Genomic DNA, 18770 nt, shown 5'->3' on the forward strand with positions numbered 1-18770 from the left:
CCACAAACTGGGGGCAGTAAGCCTTTCGTTGGTAGTATTCTGCTTTTGCGTAGGAATACAAAATTACATATTAAAATTAAAAAAAAATGGAAACTAAAAAAAACTTATTAAAATTAGCCTTTTCCGGCTCCAAAGTAGGAAGAATAAAAGAAATTGAAGAATTAATAAAAGATAGGAATTATAAGAGAGTAATAGAACCCTTTGGAGGTAGTTGTTGTATCTCCAATAATCTTAAATACCACGACCTTATAAAAGAGGCAGTAGCTAACGATTATGACCAATATTTTAAAGATTTTGATAAGCATTTAACCTACAAAGAACAGTTAGTAAAGAAATTAATAGACTTAGGTTTTGTTAAATCTAAAAACTACCTACCTAAAGATAAACAAGAAACCCTGCAAAGGCTAATTGTGGATATACAAGATAATAAAAGCATGCTTAAATATCTGGCTAAAAATTTTGTATTTAGTGCTAAAAGAAGCTCTGGAGTTTTAAATATAAAAGATTTTAAGTACTTCACTAATGAACTATCTACCGAACAGGATAGGTTTTTTTATGAAAACCTAAATAACATACAGTTAGATAGTTTGGATTACAAAGACTTTATAAAGAAATACACACACCCCGAGGATAGAAATACCTTAATAATTCTAGACCCTCCTTATTTAAATAGTGCACAAAAACAATACAATAATGAGACTTTCTTTGGCTTATGTGAAACTATTCAATTACTTAACCTAATGAAGCAGTTACAAAATGATTTTATTTTCTTCAATATGGTAGAAAAAGACAGTATAGAGCTGTTAAATTTATTCGGGTTTAGCTATGTGTACCAAACTAAAAGAGTCTCTGTTTCAGGTAAAAACCATCGGGAGGACTTTATGGCTTATGTTACTTTTGATGACCAGAACAAAATATTTAATCCATGTTTAAACTAGGCTTAAATGTACTTTAAAAGTATAGTACTTACACTTTCATAATACTCTATAAAGATACGGTTTATTTTCTTTTTTACCAAATAATTAGCACTAAAAAAGCCTCAAAAATTGAGGCTTTTTGTATTGTTATATAAATGTGTGTGAAGTTTTTTTAGCTTACATTTCATTTTGAAAATCTTTACATTTCATTTTGCTGATTATATTTAGTAAATACAATTTTCCTGTGAATTTTGTTGTTGGAATAGTATTACCTTTATTCGTAATTTCTATTTGGATGCTTTTTATAGCACCCAAATCTTTGTTTGAAATTAATAAAATACTCTGTTTAACTATTGAGGTTATATTATTTTCTATAGTATCTTATTTTATTTACAATAAAATATCATCAAATTTTGGAGTCATTTATTTTATTTTTATCTTACTCAACTCTGGGTTAAATTGGTTAAATAATTTAAATCAAAATCATTAGCACTTACTATAAATCTGTATAAGGAATTTCCAGTTCATCAAAATCTTTAATTTCGCTTAATCTAAGAAGTTTATCTATAGAAATATTTTTCCAAACTTTCTTAAATACTTCGTCACCCCCTACAGCCTCTTCATTGGTATTTATTTTTTCAAATTTCTTTTTAGTAGAAAAATTTATACTTGAAATGTAATTTTTTACTACTCCTCCTGAGGTGATATCATAGCCTATTAATTCAAAATCAGAATTTTGATATCTAAAAGTATAAGTCCAATATCCATATCTTCCATAATAATAATAATAATAATAATAATAATAATAATAATAATCTATATAGAGATTTCCTTTATTTACATTTACATATAACTCCGGAGGAAAATATATTCCTCCATCCTCATTTTCAGAAGAAAAACAATTATAGTTTGTTAGAACTGGTTCGTAATGATCTTCTTTATTAAACAAAACAATAACCCCTCTCCTATTTCTATCTAACTCTCCACGAAATTCATCTTGTATGATTTGATTTTTATCTGTACCTTTTATAATGAGTACACAATCTTCAAGTCCATCTTTATTTAAGTCTCCAAAAACAGTTTCGTAGATATTGTATCCTGCGGGTATAAAATCTTTTGCACTTTTTTCTATACTCGTTTGAGTAAAAACTTCTATAGGAATAAATAGTATTAAAAATTTACAAATTTTTATCATAGTTATTATTTTTTACAAAAATAAATATTACTAAATTAATATTTATCTTGTTTAACATTTTTCATAATCTAGTGTAAATAAATCTTAACGAAACTATACATTCATTTTTAATATTGTATTTTTGATTATAAAATTCCTTTACTATAAAATAAAAAAAATAATTATAAATATTTAAACCTAAATCAGTCATCTATGATAATAAAATATTTTACAGATAACGATCTCTACAAATTTTCAGTCATGCATGCTATTCAAAGGCTATACCCTTGGGCTTATGTACGATATGATTTTATTAACCGAGGAAATAATGAGTTCCCCATTGGGTTTGCAGAACGTTTGAGGGATGAGATTAACCAAATGAGTTCCATTAAAATGACAAAGGAAGAAAAAAAATTCATTCTAAAAAGATGCTATTTTTTAGATCCTTTTTTCGTTGACTTTTTGGAAGGGTACCAATACAATCCTGACGAAGTTCATATCTCACAAGAGGGTGGAAAATTAAACTTATATGTAGAAGGTTTCTGGTATAGAACAGTATTATGGGAAGTACCTCTTATGGCATTAATTTCTGAACTGTACTTTAAAATGATTGGAACTGAGCCTAAAGATGTTGAAGAAAAAGCGATCAATAAAGCTTTATCTTTAAAAAATTTACAAGCGGATTATTCAGAATTTGGAACTAGACGTCGATACTCATTAGATGTACAAGATGCAGTTGTAAAATTGTTAAAAGAAAATTCTGGTGAATTTTTCAAAGGAACTAGTAATATGTACTTAGCTATGAAACATGACTGTATCCCTATTGGTACTATGCCTCATGAATGGTTTATGTATCATGGTGCTCTTTTTGGCTATAGAGCAGCCAATAATAAAGCTTTAGAAGCTTGGGTAGAGGTATTCCAAGGAAGTTTAGGAATTACATTAACCGATACTTATACTACAGATTCATTCTTTAAATCCTTTAATCTTAAATTAGCAAAGCTATTTGATGGTGTTCGTTGTGATAGTGGAGATCCTTTAGAGTTTACCGAAAAAACTATAAATTTCTACAAAGATCATAGAATTGATCCTACTTCCAAGACAATTGTTTATAGCGATTCTTTAAATTTAAACGAAATTGAAAAAATAAAACATCATATTAATGGTAGAATTCATGATACTTATGGAATTGGTACCTATCTATCCAACGATGTAGGAGTTAAACCTCTTAATATGGTTATAAAGCTTACAAAGGTTAAAGAAAACCCTAAATACGATTACATTGGAGCTGTAAAACTTTCCGATGTTCTAGGAAAAAATACTGGAGATGAAAAAGAAATAAATTTAAGTAAACTTACTTTAGGCTTAGATTGATAATATTAAGAAAAAAGGATATTTAATATCCTTTTTTTTAATAGTTCTACAAATATTATATAATAATAAATTAAATACTTTGTGAACTAACGTTTACTTATAAATATTATTTCAACTATCATTTTCAATTATTTAAAAATAACACTTTATCAATTTCATATTCGTTTTTTTTAATTAAAATTTCTTTAATAGATTGATTTAAGCTATAAAAAATGATCCATAAATATTCCATTTTCCTTAATAATTCAGTACTTTTGTAAGAAAGGTTTTAACAATCAAATAATAAAAATATGAGCTTAATAGCACAAATTCACGCAAGGCAGATTTTAGATTCCAGAGGTAATCCAACAGTAGAAGTAGATGTAATCACTGAATACGGAACATTAGGTAGAGCTGCAGTTCCATCTGGAGCTTCTACCGGTGAATATGAAGCCGTTGAGTTAAGAGACGGTGGGAATAAATATCAAGGTAAAGGTGTTTTAAAAGCGGTTGAAAATGTTAATGAAATTATCGCTCCTGAATTGATTGGTAGTGATGTATTTGAACAGGCTTTAATAGATAAAACCATGATAGATTTAGACGGTACCCCTAACAAAGGTAAATTAGGTGCTAATGCTATCTTAGGTGTTTCTTTAGCTGTTGCACAAGCAGCTGCCAAAGAATTAGGTCTACCTTTATACAGATATGTAGGAGGTGTAAATGGAAAGGTTCTTCCTGTACCAATGATGAATATTGTGAACGCTGGTGCGCATTCAGATGCTCCTATTGCTTTCCAAGAGTTTATGGTAATGCCTGTTGTTGCAGATAGTTATACAACAGCTATAAGAATGGGTACTGAAATATTCCACTCTCTAAAAAAAGTTTTACACGGTAGAGGTTTAAGCACGGCTGTAGGAGATGAAGGAGGTTTTGCTCCTAATTTTTCTGGAATTGAAGATGCCTTAGATACTATTTTGGATGCTATTCAAAAAGCAGGGTATACTCCTGGTAAAGATGTAATGCTTGCCTTGGATTGTGCTTCATCTGAATTCTGTAAAGATGGCAAATATGATTATTCAATTTTTGAAGGTGAAGGTGGAAAAGTTAGATCTAGTGAAGAACAAGCAGAATATCTTGCTGAGCTAGCGGCTAAATACCCTATTATCTCTATTGAAGATGGAATGGATGAAAATGATTGGGCTGGGTGGAAAATCCTTACAGATAAAATCGGGGATAAAGTTCAGCTTGTTGGAGATGATTTATTTGTAACTAATGTTAAAAAATTAAGTGATGGTATTCAGCAAGGAGTAGGAAATTCAATCCTTATAAAAGTAAATCAAATTGGAACATTAACAGAAACCATTGATGCAGTTCAAATGGCTCAAAATGCAGGTTATACGGCAGTGATGTCTCACCGTTCAGGAGAAACTGAAGACAATACTATTGCTGATCTTGCAGTAGCTCTTAACTGTGGACAAATCAAAACAGGATCTGCTTCAAGATCAGATCGTATGGCTAAATACAATCAATTATTAAGAATTGAAGAAAGTCTTGGTGAAGTAGCGGTATACCCACAATTCAACGCTTTTAAAATTTCTAAATAAATAATTAATTTTTAATAATAAAAAAGAGAGAATAATATTCTCTCTTTTTTTTATAATATTAATGAATATAATTTCTTATACTTACTTCTGTCAATTTCTTTTATAACCATTAATTATTCTTAAATTTATGTAGACTTTATTTATTATTGATTTTTTTATGCTAATATTATTTCATATCTTTCTATTAGCATTATAAATATTTAAAGAAATGAATGATAAAGTTAAACTATTATATAACGGGAAAGAATATGAGTATCCAATAGTTGAAAGTGTTTTAGGTGATAAAGGAATTAATATATCTAAACTTAGAGATGAAACAGGTTTAATTACTCTTGATGTTGGGTTCAAAAATACTGGGTCTACCCAAAGTAAAATTACCTATTTGGATGGTGACTTAGGTAAATTGTATTACAGAGGATATCCAATTGAACAAATTGCAGAAAAATCCACATTCACAGAAGTCATGTATCTTTTACTTGAGGGAGAGTTACCAACCCAAGAGCAATTAAATAAATTTGAAGCAGATATAAAAAAGAATAGTTTAGTAAGTGTGGAAATGGAGCAAATCCTTAAAGCATTTCCACGATCTGCTCACCCTATGGGTGTTTTATCAACTTTAACAAGCTCTCTTACGGCATTTAATCCTAAGGCTGTTAATATAAAATTTGAAAAAGATTTATACAATGCTTATACTCTACTTTTAGGTAAGTTTCCGGTTTTATGCGCTTGGACTTATCGTTTAAAACTAGGATTGCCATTAAATTACTCAGATAATCGATTGGATTATCCGCATAATTTTTATCAGATGATGTTTAAAATGCCAACGGAAGACTTAGAAGTTCAAGAAGTGGTGGTTGATGCTATTAATAAATTATTAATACTTCATGCAGAACATGAACAAAATTGTTCTGCCTCTACGGTACGTATGGTTGGTTCAGCCCATACAGGATTATTTGCTTCTATATCCGCCGGTGTATCTGCCCTTTGGGGACCTTTACACGGTGGCGCCAACCAAGCAGTTATTGAAATGCTTGAAATGATTCAAAAAGATGGGGGAGATCTACAAAAATGGGTTGATAAAGCAAAATCAAAAAATGACGATTTTCGACTTATGGGATTTGGACATAGAGTTTATAAAAATTTTGATCCTAGAGCAAGAGTTATAAAAAAAGTTGCTGATAATATTTTTAATAAGTTAGGAATTCAAGATGAAACATTGGAAATTGCAAAAAAATTAGAAGAAGTTGCCTTAAACGATCCTTATTTTATTGAAAAAAAATTATATCCTAATGTTGACTTTTACTCAGGAATTATATATAGAGCCTTAGGTTTTCCTACTGAAATGTTTACGGTTATGTTTGCTTTAGGACGACTTCCTGGCTGGATTGCTCAATGGAAGGAAATGAGAATTAACAATGACCCCATAAATAGACCTAGACAGATTTATATAGGAAATCCTAAAAGAGACTATATAGATATTAATTTGAGAAATTAATTATGTTTACATATTATAAAATTAAAACTTCTATAAACCATATAGAAGTTTTTAATTTTTTATATAATTTTAATCATACAGAAATTATACCTATGATAAACGAAAAATTTCTACACTATGTATGGCAATTCAAAAGATTTAATTTTCTAAATTTAAAAACAACGGATGGGGAAAGCCTTGAAATTATTAATACTGGAATATATAATAACAATCAAGGACCTGATTTTAAAAATGCACAGATAAAAATCAATGACTTATTATGGAATGGTAATGTTGAAATACATTTAAAATCCTCCGATTGGAACAGGCATAAGCACGAAGGCAATGATTTTTATAAATCTATTGTTTTACATGTTGTTTATGAACATGATCAACAAATTAGTTCATTGAAAAATCAATCTGTTTCAACTTTAGAACTAAAATCTTATATAGATAAAGTTCTTATAGATAATTATGTAAAACTCATTCAACAGAATTATACCTTCATACCTTGTGAAAAATTTTGCAATTCCGATTTATTATCAAAATTATCATTTTCATATGAGAGCTTATATTTAGATAAGTTACAAAGCAAATGTGAACAGATTTATAATCTATATAAATCCAAAAAAAATAATTGGGAAGCTGTACTTGCCTCAATATTAGCCTATACTATGGGTTTAAAAATTAATGCTGAATCTTTTGAAGAAATTTTTAATTCCATAGATTTTAAAATTATTCAAAAAATTTCATACAATTCATTGCTACTAGAATCCTTATTTTTTGGACTTACACATCAGCTATCAGATTATAGTGACGAATATCCTAGAAATTTAAAAAAGGAATTTGATTTTCTTAGAGTAAAATTTAATATTACCGATATTAAAATTTTACTCAATTTTTTTAGACTTAGACCAGCAAATTTCCCAACTATACGACTTTCACAATTGGCTAGCCTTTTAACTCAATATCAAAATTTATTTTCTTATGTAGTTGGAGCTAAAAATATTCAACAATATTATGTTTTACTTGATGAGGTGCAAGCGTCCAGTTACTGGAATAATCATTTTACTTTTGATAAAATATCCACGTTACATTCTGTAAAAAAATTAACTTCTTCTCAAAAAGAATTAATTATAATGAATTGTTTTTTACCCGTAAAATTTGCTTATTCAAAGAGTATTGGACAAAGCATGGATGAAGAGATTATTTCTCTAATTAGTGAATTAAAGTCTGAAAAAAATTCTATTATAGATAATTTCGAAAAACTAGGTTTAAATTTAAAAAATGCTTTGGAAACTCAAGCTATACTTTATTTATATAAAGAAAAATGTTCTAAAGTTAAATGCTTAGAATGTTCCATTGGTTATCATCTTTTACAATAATATGTATTGTTACAAGATTATTTTTTTTCTTTTATTACCAAATAAACTAGATAAATTAAAGGTACTAGCATTAATAATAAATATTTTAACTCGAAATTTATATTATAGTTACTATCCTTATACATAATTACATAAACCAAGCCCATTAACAACCCCATAAAGGCTCCTCCTAAATGTGCATCATGCCCTATGTTTCCTAGCTGAGTTTTCATCCCATAGATAGAATAGGCTAAATAAATAATTCCAAAAATCCATCCAGGTATAGAAATGGGAATAAACATCATTTGAAGAGACATCGTAGAATCCAAAATTACTGCTGCAAATATAAGTCCTGATACTCCACCGGAAGCTCCTATGGCGCTATAGTAAGAATTATTTCTATGAATAAACAAGGCTAAAAAATTACCCGCTAAAATTGAGCTTATATACACTACAAAAAAGAATATTCCTCCATAGTCATTGATAAGTTTTGTTGAGAAGAAAAAAAAGGAATACATATTAAAAAAAAGATGAATAACATCTCCATGTAAAAAAGCAGAAGCTAACATTCGATCCCATTGATTTCCTTTTAATATAGCTGCTGTGTTAAATTTGTAACGATCAAAAAAATTAACATCTTTAAAACCTTTAATACTGAATAAAATTGTCATTATTATGATTCCTATACTTACAATATCCATTTCTTACGAATTAAATCTATTAATATCTATTTCTTTTTGTAATTCTACTTTATATTCCATATAATTGTATAATTCCTCTGCCATTTTAGGTGCTAACATTACTCCTCTACTACCTAAACCGTTAAATAAAAACATATTTCTATATTTAGGGTGATTGCCTAGCAATGGTCTGCGATCTATAACTGTAGGTCTTATACCTGCAAATTGCCTAACAATTTTATATTCAGTTTCAATAAATTTATTTAAGTTATTAATCAACTCATCCCTGCCTTCTGTTGTAACTAAGTCATTTATTGTTCTATAATGATAAGTAGCTCCTATATAATAATAGTTCTCATGATCGGTAGGCATTATAAAAACTTTAGATTTAACTATCGAAGTGAGATCTAATTTTTCAGCATGGATAAGCATGGTCTCTCCTTTTAATCCTTCCATTGGAAGATAACTAAAATATGGATTCTTTTTCAAAGAATATCCATCACAGAATACAATCTTTTTAGCCTCTATTTGTTTATATGAAATACAATTTTCCTTAGGTTCTAAAAGTGCAAAATCTAAGGTTTCGTCTATTAATTGATTCTTTGCAATAAGAAATTTTCTAAACTGGCTCAATAGATCATTTACCCGTATTCTGCCCGTTTGTTTTACTCTTCCTAAACCAAAGGATGCTTTAACCTGAGGATTAGAATTTGAAATGATTTCTGAATCCAAGAAAGGAATTAAATTTTCGTTTCTTAATGACTTTTTTGACCAAGTTTTAACTTCATCTTCGTTGGCTAATACTCGGAATAAATCACATCTTTTTATTAATGGAATTTGAAGTAAATTCTCGAATTGAGTAAATTCATTGATTAATTTATCTATTTCAATTTGGGCATTCCATACGGGTGTAAATCTTTTAAGTACCACTGGATTATAAATTCCAGATGATATTACAGAGGCTGAGTTCGTAATTTTATCAATAATTTTGAAAGATTTATTGTCTTTGATTAATTGATGAGCTAAACAAGTTCCTGCCAATCCTTGACCGATAATGAGGTAATCTAACATTAATTTCAATATGTTTACAAATTTAAATAAAAAAAGCCCTGAAATGGTATATTTCAGGGCTTTTTATGTTTACTTGAATTTCATTAATTCTAATAATTCCACATGTTGTTCTCTTTTTGTAGAATTTCATTTTTAATCCTATTGCTTTCCTCTAATTGAGACTTAGCATCTCCTGGAATGTAATGTGAGATTTCTCCATCTCCATACTCTGATTGAGATTTATAGATAATAGAACTGAATCTCCTAGCATTAAGAACATCATCATAGGTAATAGACGAAGACCCATTTCTTGGATTAAAAACTGTATATCTTGATAAAACATCTCTCGCTCCCGGATAGAAAACCCAAAATAGATCAATCATTTCATCCTCTCCTTCATAACCCAATGCAGCGGCATCGTTTAAACCTAACACTTGAGGATCAGGTCCCATAGGAGCAATACCTAACAAACGATATTTCATTTGTCCTAATCTTTTATCGATATACCACATGCCTTTAATCTTAATTAACTTAACACTTTTGGTATCCACTTTAAAATGATCAGTACCTTCCATTATATCTTGCTCAGTAATGGTTTCTCCTGAAGCTCTTTTATCCTGAAGCCAATCCGATTCTCTAACGGCTTGAATCTTACTTTTAAGATTTTCCGGATCTACTTTGGATGTAAAATTGTCATCGTCATAAACTTCAGTTATTTCACCGGCATTAATTCCATTGAAAAGAGCATCATATAAAGATACATAATTTGCTGTGACTTCATCGTGGGAATAATAATAAGGCTGATTTAACTTTTCATTTAAATCTATGATTTCCCAGACTACTCTAGACCATAAAATATCTTTATCTTGAATGTTTCCATAAGGTAAAGGTATTGGGGCTGTTGATATTGTATCTTGTCCTCCATTTACAATATCATACATTTCTGATCTCATTTCCCTAAGTTCTTGAGGAGATTTAGCATTTAAAATATTTTGTGCATAAACCCCTACACTCATTAAGGTTGTTAAGCAAACTACTAGATATTTCATATGAAATGAATTAATACTTATTTTTTTATTTATTGTACATTAATAAGAACTGGTGAAATATTTTGTTGGGATACACCAGAAGCTTGAGCTGATATATCAAAGACAAGTACCTGATCTCCAGATTTCAACCCTTCTAAATAACCTGCGGCTGCTCTTAAAGAATTACCACTAAAAGCTCTGGCTGAAGTACCTGGCTTTTTAACCTTAAATCCTGTTACCGTAAAGGATACTGGGAATTCAAAATCAGGAATTGCCGCTGAAATAGTTTGATTTGAAACGGAGCTCGATGGCATACTTACCACATTCGATCCACGTATAGTACCTTGCGCTTTTGGTACATTTTTAATTCTGTAAGTGAATTTTTGAGAAATTTGTTTACCAGAAGAAGTTTTACCAGAAACAGTAAACACTACCTGTCCACCAGCTCCAGGAGAATAATTCCATTTATTCGCTCCTCTTGAAGATACACTACCTGAGCTAGCAGATAAACTTACAGATCCAGATATTCCAGAAATTGCTGCACTTAAAGGATTAACTACGCCTCTATACACTACATTCATATTGTCAGCCATCAAAGTAGCATTTCCATCTACCTTAGAAACGACATCTGCAACTACTTCGTACGTTTCATCAAATTTCTCCGTTTTCGGTCCTTGAGGTGTTTCATAAGTGATACTACCAGATACATGTTTTAATCCTGTACCTTCTCCTACCATACTTACTACAGCTTTACCTGATGAAAGCGGTATACTTCTACCTCCTAGGTTAATTGAACCTTTTAAAGTATTGTCGTAAGCACCAAATCCGATAGTTACATCAAATTTTTCGCCAGCTCTTACAAATTTAGGTGATGATACTATAGGCATAAATGCTTTTATCTCTATTTCATCCTCTAGTTTATTCGCCAATAAATCTCTTACTATATTACCTTCTTCAGTTCTTATATTTGATTCCAATTTGGTAAGATTGGTTAAAGCTGCAATCATTGGTTGATCGTAAAATTGATTGGTTAACCATGATTTATTGTTCTTATCTGAAAAGTCAAACAATTGGTTTATTCTATCCTGCGTACTTTTGTTAGCCCCTTTTAAGATATATTGAGTAAAGTTTGTTACTTTAGCAATCATATCTTGCACTTCTGGAGTAGGTTTAGTATCTTCTAAAAAGAACACTTTATTTACTACGTCTGTATTTTGTAAGGAATTATAATTGGTTTCTTCCCCGGGTTGAGGTGTAGTATAATCTGCTTGTTCTTTTAGTAAAGACTTTACTTTTTCAATCGCAGCAAAAGCCTGCTGTGCTTGATTCTTAATTTCTGTTGCTTTTTGCGATATAACTACGTAACCTTGATCTCCATCATTCTTTTTGCTTTCAATAGATTCGTAAAAAGTAACATTGTTTTTTTCTGTTAATGTTGTTGATAATTGTAAAGATTCATTTACACCTTCAAAAGAACGTAATACTTCTCTATCAACATTCATTGCCAACATCGCGATAAACACTAAATACATTAGGTTTATCATTTTCTGACGTGCTGATTGTTTTCCTGCTGCCATGTTTATTTCTTAATTTTTAATTTAATTTTAACTTTTATAAATTAACTCTTAAGATTTCATAGCATTAAGCATTCCACCGTATACTTTATTTAAGTTATTAAGGTTTGTAGTTAAAGTATTTAATTGATCTTTAAATTCTGTAGAATGTTCTCCTGCTTTTACTAAATCTTCTGTAAACTTTTTACCACTGTCTAGCTGCACTTGGTACAAAGCATTTAAATTTTCTAAATGTGAAGATGCTTTTGATAGCTGATCGTTGTACTTTTGAACAGACAAATTCGCATCTACTGTTTTATTTATTCCTTCTACTGCTTGTCCGAAGTTTTCAATACCGCTTCTAAGTTTTTCTAACATATTAACATCCAATTTAGCTTGCGAAAACATTTGATCTAATTTAGAGGAAAGAGAAACTTCAACTTCTTTAATTTGTTGTGGAGTTTCTACTAATTTTTGTTTTCTTTCCACTGGTTTTCCATCTAATAATTCAGGAAATGCTTTTTCCCATTCATAATCACCGGCAGGTGGATCGAATGCAAACACTACAAAGATAAATGCTTCTACAATTAATCCTATTGCTAAAATAGAACTCCCGTCTACAGGACCTAAACTCCAATGGTTAATTTTGAAAAGAGCCCCTAAAATAACTACTGCTGCTCCTAGGGAGTAAACCATGTTTAAAACCCTATCTTTTGATTTTGTTTTTACTGCCATTTTTGTAAATTTAAACTTTTAACTAACTAAATTTTTATTGTAACTTTTTAATTTTTGGAAATTTAACGTTGGATCCTTCTGGAATGGTTTGAACTCTTCTAAAGCCAATATAACTTCTCGCTGAATCTTTATGTTCCCAATCTCTTTCACTTACCATAAGCATATAACCAATGTCTTTCCACGATCCTCCTTTAATAACTTTTCTAGGATCTTCAATCCGGTTTCCTAAATAAGGATTTAATGTGGAAGATATTATGTATGAACTATTATTAAATGCAGACACTGTCCATTCAGAAACATTCCCAGCCATATCATACAAACCAAATCCATTTTTCTGGAAGGACTTTACAGGTGCTGTATACAAAAATCCTTTCTCTCCTTCCATATAATCTCCTCTTTTTGGTTTGAAATTTGCTAAATAGCAACCTCTATCGTCAATTAAATAAGGACCTCCCCATGGATAAGATGCATTTTCTAAACCTCCTCTTGCGGCATATTCCCATTCCACTTCCGAAGGCAACCTGTAAGGAAACACTTTTTCAATTTTCTTTTTTCTGCTTTGGTTATAATCATTTTTAGATTTTGTACTATAGGCACAAAATGCTCTTGCTTGATCCCAAGTAACTCCAACTACTGGATATTTAGAATACGCTTTATGCCAAAAATATTGTTCAAATAAAGGTTCGTTAAAGGAATAATTAAAATCTCGTAGCCAAACGGTTGTATCTGGATAAATTGCTATTTCTTCTCTCTTTAGGAAACTTTCACCTCTACCCTTTTTCTTTACTGCTTCTAGCTGGTCAATCCATGTGAATTGATAAATTAATTTTCTTGGATCAATAACTCTTTCGTTATTAAATCTTTCTTCCGGTGGATAATACATAGATTCCATCACTTCCGCATAGGCAACATCAGGATAGTTTGCAGTTCTCCATTCCAAAGGTACAGACCAATCAAGTTTTTTAGATTCGTCATAACCTTCTCTACCTCCACGCTCTTCTAGCATTTGCTGATAAGCATTCTGCTCAGACTCTGATTTTTTATTTAGAAAAGCATATCTTCCAATTCCTTCCTCGCCTTCTTGATCAGCCCTTTCTGCTAAACGTGTTCGAGCAATAGAATCTTTCACATACTTTATAAATTCTCTATATTCTGCGTTAGTTACTTCAGTATCATCCATATAAAAAGCAGAAACCGTAACTGTTGTTAAAGGTGCTTTTCCTACTGAACCAGAAAAATCCATGTCAGCTTGTCCCAATACAAAAGCCCCTCCTGGAATAGGAACCATACCGTAAGGCTTTTTATTATTCCATTTCTGACTTTGTTGGGTTGCAACAATTTCGCCTTGCACGCCTGGCTTACCCGCCTTTCCCTTTTTTGAAGATTTGCAAGAAGCTAATGTTGCCGTTGCTAGTAAGAGTAATAATACTTTTCTCATTATAACCGAAATGTTTCTTTTAAAAAGTGTAAATCTACTATTTTTAGTTTATATTAACTATATTTCTTATAGAACGAATATTACCTTTGTTATATTATATATAATTTAAGTTTTACAAAAATTTTTTAATAGTTTTCCAATATTTATCTGGTATCTTTCCCATCAATGCATCTTGATAATCTCTAGATGTACAGGGGATTAAAAAATTTTCATCTTCTGTAATAAAATCAATTGACAACCACCATTTATCAATTTTTTTATCTTTTAAAAATATTAATTCTTTGTCCTCATAAACTACTGTATATTTTATATAATCTGTATTCTCATAAAATTGCTGATTATTTTTACCTTCTATGATATACCAAAGTATTTGAGAAACCAATTTGGCATCTATTTTATTGTTTGAATAACCTAAAAAATTATACAATCCAACAACTTTAATTTGTTTTGATAGTCCTATATATTTAGCTAAACTGCAAATTTCTCTATTTGTAAAGCCATTTACTGAACTTTCCGTGGATAAGGATCCTGTTAAGGATTCTATTGAATTTAAGTTTACTCCAACAAAATCTGAGCTTCTAAAAACTGGTTCGGAATCTTCTATGTGATTGATTAAGCTTCCTAAGCGTATCGCTTCAAAATCTAGAGTATTTAATAAAGTTTTAAGTGTTGTAGGAGATACTAAATAGGTTTGATAGCCTAGATTTGAAAAATTAAACAAAAGATTAGGTTCTTCCATTATGATTTTTGAAAGATAATTTTCTTCTGTTGTTTCATTCTCAATATTTATTTTAGCATGTATATGAGAATCTACAGCTGTATAATTTAATGGTTTTTTTAGTCTTTCTAGGGCTCTATATACGGAATAATTGAATGACATACTCCCACCCAAAATTATAGGTATCAACTTTTTTTCGAGCAACTCTTCTATCACTTGTTTTAATGCATCTTCTTGTGAGATTTCATTATTTTCTATTACAATATTCCCTAAATCATAAATATCAAATTCCCAACCATTCCAAATAAGTTTATAAAATTCTTCTCTTACAACTCTTAGATTTGAAAACTCTATATTTTGAGAGGCCCCTTTTAAATAAGGACAACCTACAATAACTAAACTATTTTCATTTATCTTTTCATTAAAATAGAATTTAATCTTACTTCCTATTGAATTAGGAATGGAATGTAACAAGGATTCATCAACCGGATGTAAAAATTTATGAATAGAACTCACGATTTCTTTTTAGTAGTTGTAGTTTTTTTAGTTTTTGTTTTTGCCTTGGTTTTAGACTTTGTATCTGTACCTTTAATTAATTTTTTTACTTCCTCTAAGGTTAACTTTTGTGCATCTGTATCCTTAGGTATTTTATAATTTTCTTTTCCTTGTTTGATGTAAGGTCCCCAACGTCCATTGAGTATCTCTATGATAGGATCTTCTTCTTCAAAAGATTTAATAAATTTATTTCTATCAGATTCTCTCTTAGCTTCAATTAATTCAATCGCTCTATCTAAAGTTATAGAGAAAACCTCATCTCCTTCTTTGGGTTTTAAGGATATAAATTTACCATCATGACGTACATATGGACCAAATCTACCTGTATTTACCTCTACTTTATTATCTTCGTAATCCCCCAGATTTCTGGGTAGATCAAATAGTTTTAAAGCTTCATCTAGAGTAATAGAATTTATTTTCTGACCTTTCATTAATCCTGCAAACCTTGGTTTTTCTTCATCCTCGGGCTCGCCAATCTGAACCATAGGACCGAAACGCCCAATTCTTGCATAAATATTTTTTCCTGAAACGGGATCTTGCCCCAACAATCTCTCGCCAGTAGCCCGTTCAGCATTTTCTTTAACCTCTTCAACATGTGGATGAAAATCTTTATAAAAATTAGTAAGCATTTCTTTCCAATTTTCACTTCCTCCCGCAATACTATCAAAGTCTTCTTCAACTTTTGCTGTAAAACCATAATCAAGAATATTAGGAAAATGATCTGTAAGAAATTTATTAACTACCAATCCAATATCTGTGGGAATTAATTTTCTTCTGTCGGCTCCGTAATTTTCCACCTCAATGGTTTCAATAATTTCTTCCCCTTTAAGCTCTATTTTTCTTACATTTCTTTGCTTAGGTTCTAAATCTGAAACTTCAACATATTGTCTTTTTTGAATGGTAGAAATGGTTGGGGCATAGGTGGAAGGTCGACCAATACCTAATTCTTCTAATTTTCTAACTAAGGAAGCTTCGTTGTATCTTGCTGACGGTCTGCTGAATTTTTCTTCGGCTATAGCAAATTCCAGAGTTACACTTTCGCCTTGTGTTAATTTAGGTAATAACCCCTCAACTTCTTCATTCAAGGTATCTTCGTCTTGTTCAATATGATACAACTTTAAAAAACCGTCAAATCTTAAAACTTCTCCTCTAGCAACAAACTTTTCATCCATTCCAGAAGTTTGTATATCAACAACCGTTCTTTCAAGCTTTGCATCTGACATTTGAGAAGCTAACGTTCTTCTCCATATTAAATGATACAATTTCTTTTGGGCATCGTCTTCTCCTGCTTGTTGTAGATTAAAATTGGTAGGGCGAATAGCTTCGTGCGCTTCCTGCGCTGATTTATTTTTGGTTACATACTGCCGTGTTTGAAGATATTCTTTACCAAATTTATCAGAAATAATTTCTTTAGCAGAATTTATGGCTTCTTCGGACAAATTTACACTATCCGTTCTCATATATGTGATATGCCCCGCTTCATAGAGTTGCTGGGCAAGCATCATGGATCTTGAAACAGAAAAGCCTAATTTAGATGCTTCTTGCTGCAATGTGGAAGTGGTAAATGGTGCTGATGGTGATCTTTTTCCTGGTTTTATTTCTATTGAAGAAACTGAAAATTCTTTTCCTTTAATTTTTTGTATAAAATTTAAGGCTTTAGGATATTCTTCAAAATCAATATTTAGTTTACTTTTAACTAGTTGCTGTGACTGATTTATAAAATTGGCTTGAATTTTATAGGCTGGAACAGGAATAAAGGATTTTATTTCATTTTCTCTTTCACAAATCAATCGAACAGCTACCGATTGTACCCTTCCGGCAGATAGTCCTGCTTTTACCTTTGACCATAAAATGGGTGACATTTCAAAACCTACTAGCCTGTCTAACACTCTTCTTGCTTGCTGTGCATTTACTAAGTTGATGTCAATATCTCTAGGATTTTGTATTGCATTTTGAATCGCTTTTTGGGTTATTTCATGAAATACAATCCTTTTTGTATTTTCAGGTTTTAATTTTAATTCATTATATAAATGCCAAGCAATGGCTTCTCCTTCACGGTCTTCATCGGAAGCTAACCATATAGTATCCGCTTTTTGTGCTAAAGATTTTAATTTTTTTACAACATCTTTTTTATCTGATGAAACTTGGTAAATGGGTTCTAAAGTTGTTTTATCAATTCCCATGTCCTTTTTAGCAAGATCAGTAATATGCCCATAACTGGATTCTACTTCAAAACCATCTCCTAAAAATTTTTTTATAGTTTTTGCTTTTGCTGGTGACTCAACAATTACCAAATTCATCTTTGTATTTTTTGCGAAATTATAATTTTTTATTGAAACCTAGGTTCTTGCCTAAAATTTATTTGTTAACATTAAAGAAAGATTTTTTAAATAAATTTTTAAAAAATTAGCGTCTTTTATAGAAGTTATTCTCTATTTTAAAAATTATTTATATCATTATAGTTTCAAGAATTTGAACAAATCTAATTCTTACATGGAGTTACTAGTTAAAATTTAAATACATATTTTTTTCATGTTTTGGCTTAAATTTTGTTATAAATACTATAGAATTTTAACTTAAAATTATTTTAAAATAGTAAATATCATGGCAAATAAAATTAAAATTGGTGAAGCTAATATTGGTATTAGTGAAGAAAATAAACAAATAGTATCTGATCATTTGAATCGATTATTAGCTAACGAATTCTTTCTTTATACAAAAACTAGAAAATTTCATTGGAATGTAGAAGGAAGTCATTTTAAATCCCTTCATTTGTTATTTGAAGATCAGTACAATGAAATTGCTGAAACAATTGATGCTGTAGCTGAAAGAATTAGAAAATTGGGTCATTATGCATTGGGTTCTTTTAAACAATTTAGTGCTGTTACCGACTTAATTGAACATGATGGCGAAGAACCTACGGACGCTAAAACAATGTTATTGGAACTTTGTGATGACCATGAAACCATCATCCGTATTTTAAGAAATGAATTAATTCCTATAGCTGAAAAATATAAAGATTTAGGAACCAATGATTTTCTTACAGGAGTTATGGAAATGCATGAAACTATGGCTTGGATGCTTCGTGCTTCTGCTAAATAGAGGAAATTATATCTAATAAAAAAAG

At 30.3% G+C, this 18770-nt stretch carries 16 protein-coding genes; 7 read left to right on the plus strand and 9 right to left on the minus strand.

What is annotated here, in order from left to right:
* Positions 1-86 precede the first annotated feature (86 nt).
* The gene (locus tag ETU10_RS07405) at positions 87-938 is read left to right on the plus strand and encodes a DNA adenine methylase (protein ID WP_146311081.1); all 852 of its coding nucleotides are present in this window, start codon (positions 87-89) and stop codon (positions 936-938) included.
* Between the two features lie 223 nt (positions 939-1161).
* Entirely contained in the window at positions 1162-1407 is a 246-nt protein-coding gene (locus ETU10_RS11430; protein WP_185145078.1) for a DUF2568 domain-containing protein, read from the plus strand.
* A gap of 6 nt (positions 1408-1413) precedes the next feature.
* On the opposite strand, the gene ETU10_RS07415 is transcribed toward ETU10_RS11430, so the two are convergent.
* Entirely contained in the window at positions 1414-2112 is a 699-nt protein-coding gene (locus ETU10_RS07415) for a hypothetical protein (protein WP_146311083.1), read from the minus strand.
* Between the two features lie 192 nt (positions 2113-2304).
* Between ETU10_RS07415 and pncB the strand changes: the two genes are divergently transcribed.
* The 4 genes from pncB to ETU10_RS07435 all read left to right on the plus strand — a co-directional run bounded on the left by pncB (position 2305) and on the right by ETU10_RS07435 (position 7907).
* Entirely contained in the window at positions 2305-3465 is a 1161-nt protein-coding gene (gene pncB / locus ETU10_RS07420) for a nicotinate phosphoribosyltransferase (protein WP_146262602.1), read from the plus strand.
* Positions 3466-3755: 290 nt separating this feature from the next.
* A complete protein-coding gene (gene eno, locus ETU10_RS07425) occupies positions 3756-5048 on the plus strand; it encodes a phosphopyruvate hydratase (RefSeq protein ID WP_146311085.1) in 1293 nt (430 codons plus the stop codon).
* Positions 5049-5256: 208 nt separating this feature from the next.
* Positions 5257-6543, plus strand: a complete 1287-nt coding sequence (locus ETU10_RS07430; protein WP_146262604.1) for a citrate synthase — start codon at positions 5257-5259, stop codon at positions 6541-6543.
* A gap of 92 nt (positions 6544-6635) precedes the next feature.
* Positions 6636-7907, plus strand: coding sequence for a DUF2851 family protein (locus ETU10_RS07435; protein ID WP_185145079.1), 1272 nt, complete (start codon positions 6636-6638; stop codon positions 7905-7907).
* 17 nt (positions 7908-7924) lie between these two features.
* On the opposite strand, the gene ETU10_RS07440 is transcribed toward ETU10_RS07435, so the two are convergent.
* The 8 genes from ETU10_RS07440 to topA all read right to left on the minus strand — a co-directional run bounded on the left by ETU10_RS07440 (position 7925) and on the right by topA (position 17943).
* Complete coding sequence (locus tag ETU10_RS07440) at positions 7925-8587, minus strand: rhomboid family intramembrane serine protease (protein WP_146311089.1); 663 nt, start codon at positions 8585-8587, stop codon at positions 7925-7927.
* Positions 8588-8590: 3 nt separating this feature from the next.
* Positions 8591-9637, minus strand: a complete 1047-nt coding sequence (locus ETU10_RS07445; protein WP_146311091.1) for an NAD(P)/FAD-dependent oxidoreductase — start codon at positions 9635-9637, stop codon at positions 8591-8593.
* Between the two features lie 89 nt (positions 9638-9726).
* Complete coding sequence (gene porN / locus ETU10_RS07450; RefSeq protein ID WP_146262608.1) at positions 9727-10665, minus strand: type IX secretion system ring subunit PorN/GldN; 939 nt, start codon at positions 10663-10665, stop codon at positions 9727-9729.
* A 29-nt stretch (positions 10666-10694) separates the two neighbouring features.
* On the minus strand, positions 10695-12221 hold the full coding sequence (gene porM, locus ETU10_RS07455) for a type IX secretion system motor protein PorM/GldM (RefSeq protein WP_146292862.1): 1527 nt from the start codon (positions 12219-12221) through the stop codon (positions 10695-10697).
* A gap of 48 nt (positions 12222-12269) precedes the next feature.
* Positions 12270-12932 (minus strand): type IX secretion system motor protein PorL/GldL, encoded by a 663-nt coding sequence (porL, locus tag ETU10_RS07460; RefSeq protein WP_146262610.1) that lies wholly within the window; start codon positions 12930-12932, stop codon positions 12270-12272.
* Between the two features lie 34 nt (positions 12933-12966).
* Positions 12967-14370, minus strand: coding sequence for a T9SS ring complex lipoprotein PorK/GldK (porK, locus tag ETU10_RS07465; protein ID WP_146262611.1), 1404 nt, complete (start codon positions 14368-14370; stop codon positions 12967-12969).
* Between the two features lie 112 nt (positions 14371-14482).
* Complete coding sequence (locus ETU10_RS07470) at positions 14483-15604, minus strand: arginase family protein (RefSeq protein ID WP_185145081.1); 1122 nt, start codon at positions 15602-15604, stop codon at positions 14483-14485.
* Positions 15601-17943, minus strand: a complete 2343-nt coding sequence (gene topA / locus ETU10_RS07475; RefSeq protein ID WP_146311095.1) for a type I DNA topoisomerase — start codon at positions 17941-17943, stop codon at positions 15601-15603. Before topA ends, ETU10_RS07470 begins: the two co-directional genes overlap by 4 nt.
* A 304-nt stretch (positions 17944-18247) precedes the next feature.
* On the opposite strand from topA, the gene ETU10_RS07480 reads away from it, so the two are divergent.
* Complete coding sequence (locus tag ETU10_RS07480; protein WP_146311097.1) at positions 18248-18745, plus strand: Dps family protein; 498 nt, start codon at positions 18248-18250, stop codon at positions 18743-18745.
* The last annotated feature ends 25 nt before the right edge of the window (positions 18746-18770 follow it).

This window comes from Apibacter muscae (genome assembly GCF_007845595.1).
Taxonomy (GTDB): Bacteria; Bacteroidota; Bacteroidia; order Flavobacteriales; family Weeksellaceae; genus Apibacter; species Apibacter muscae.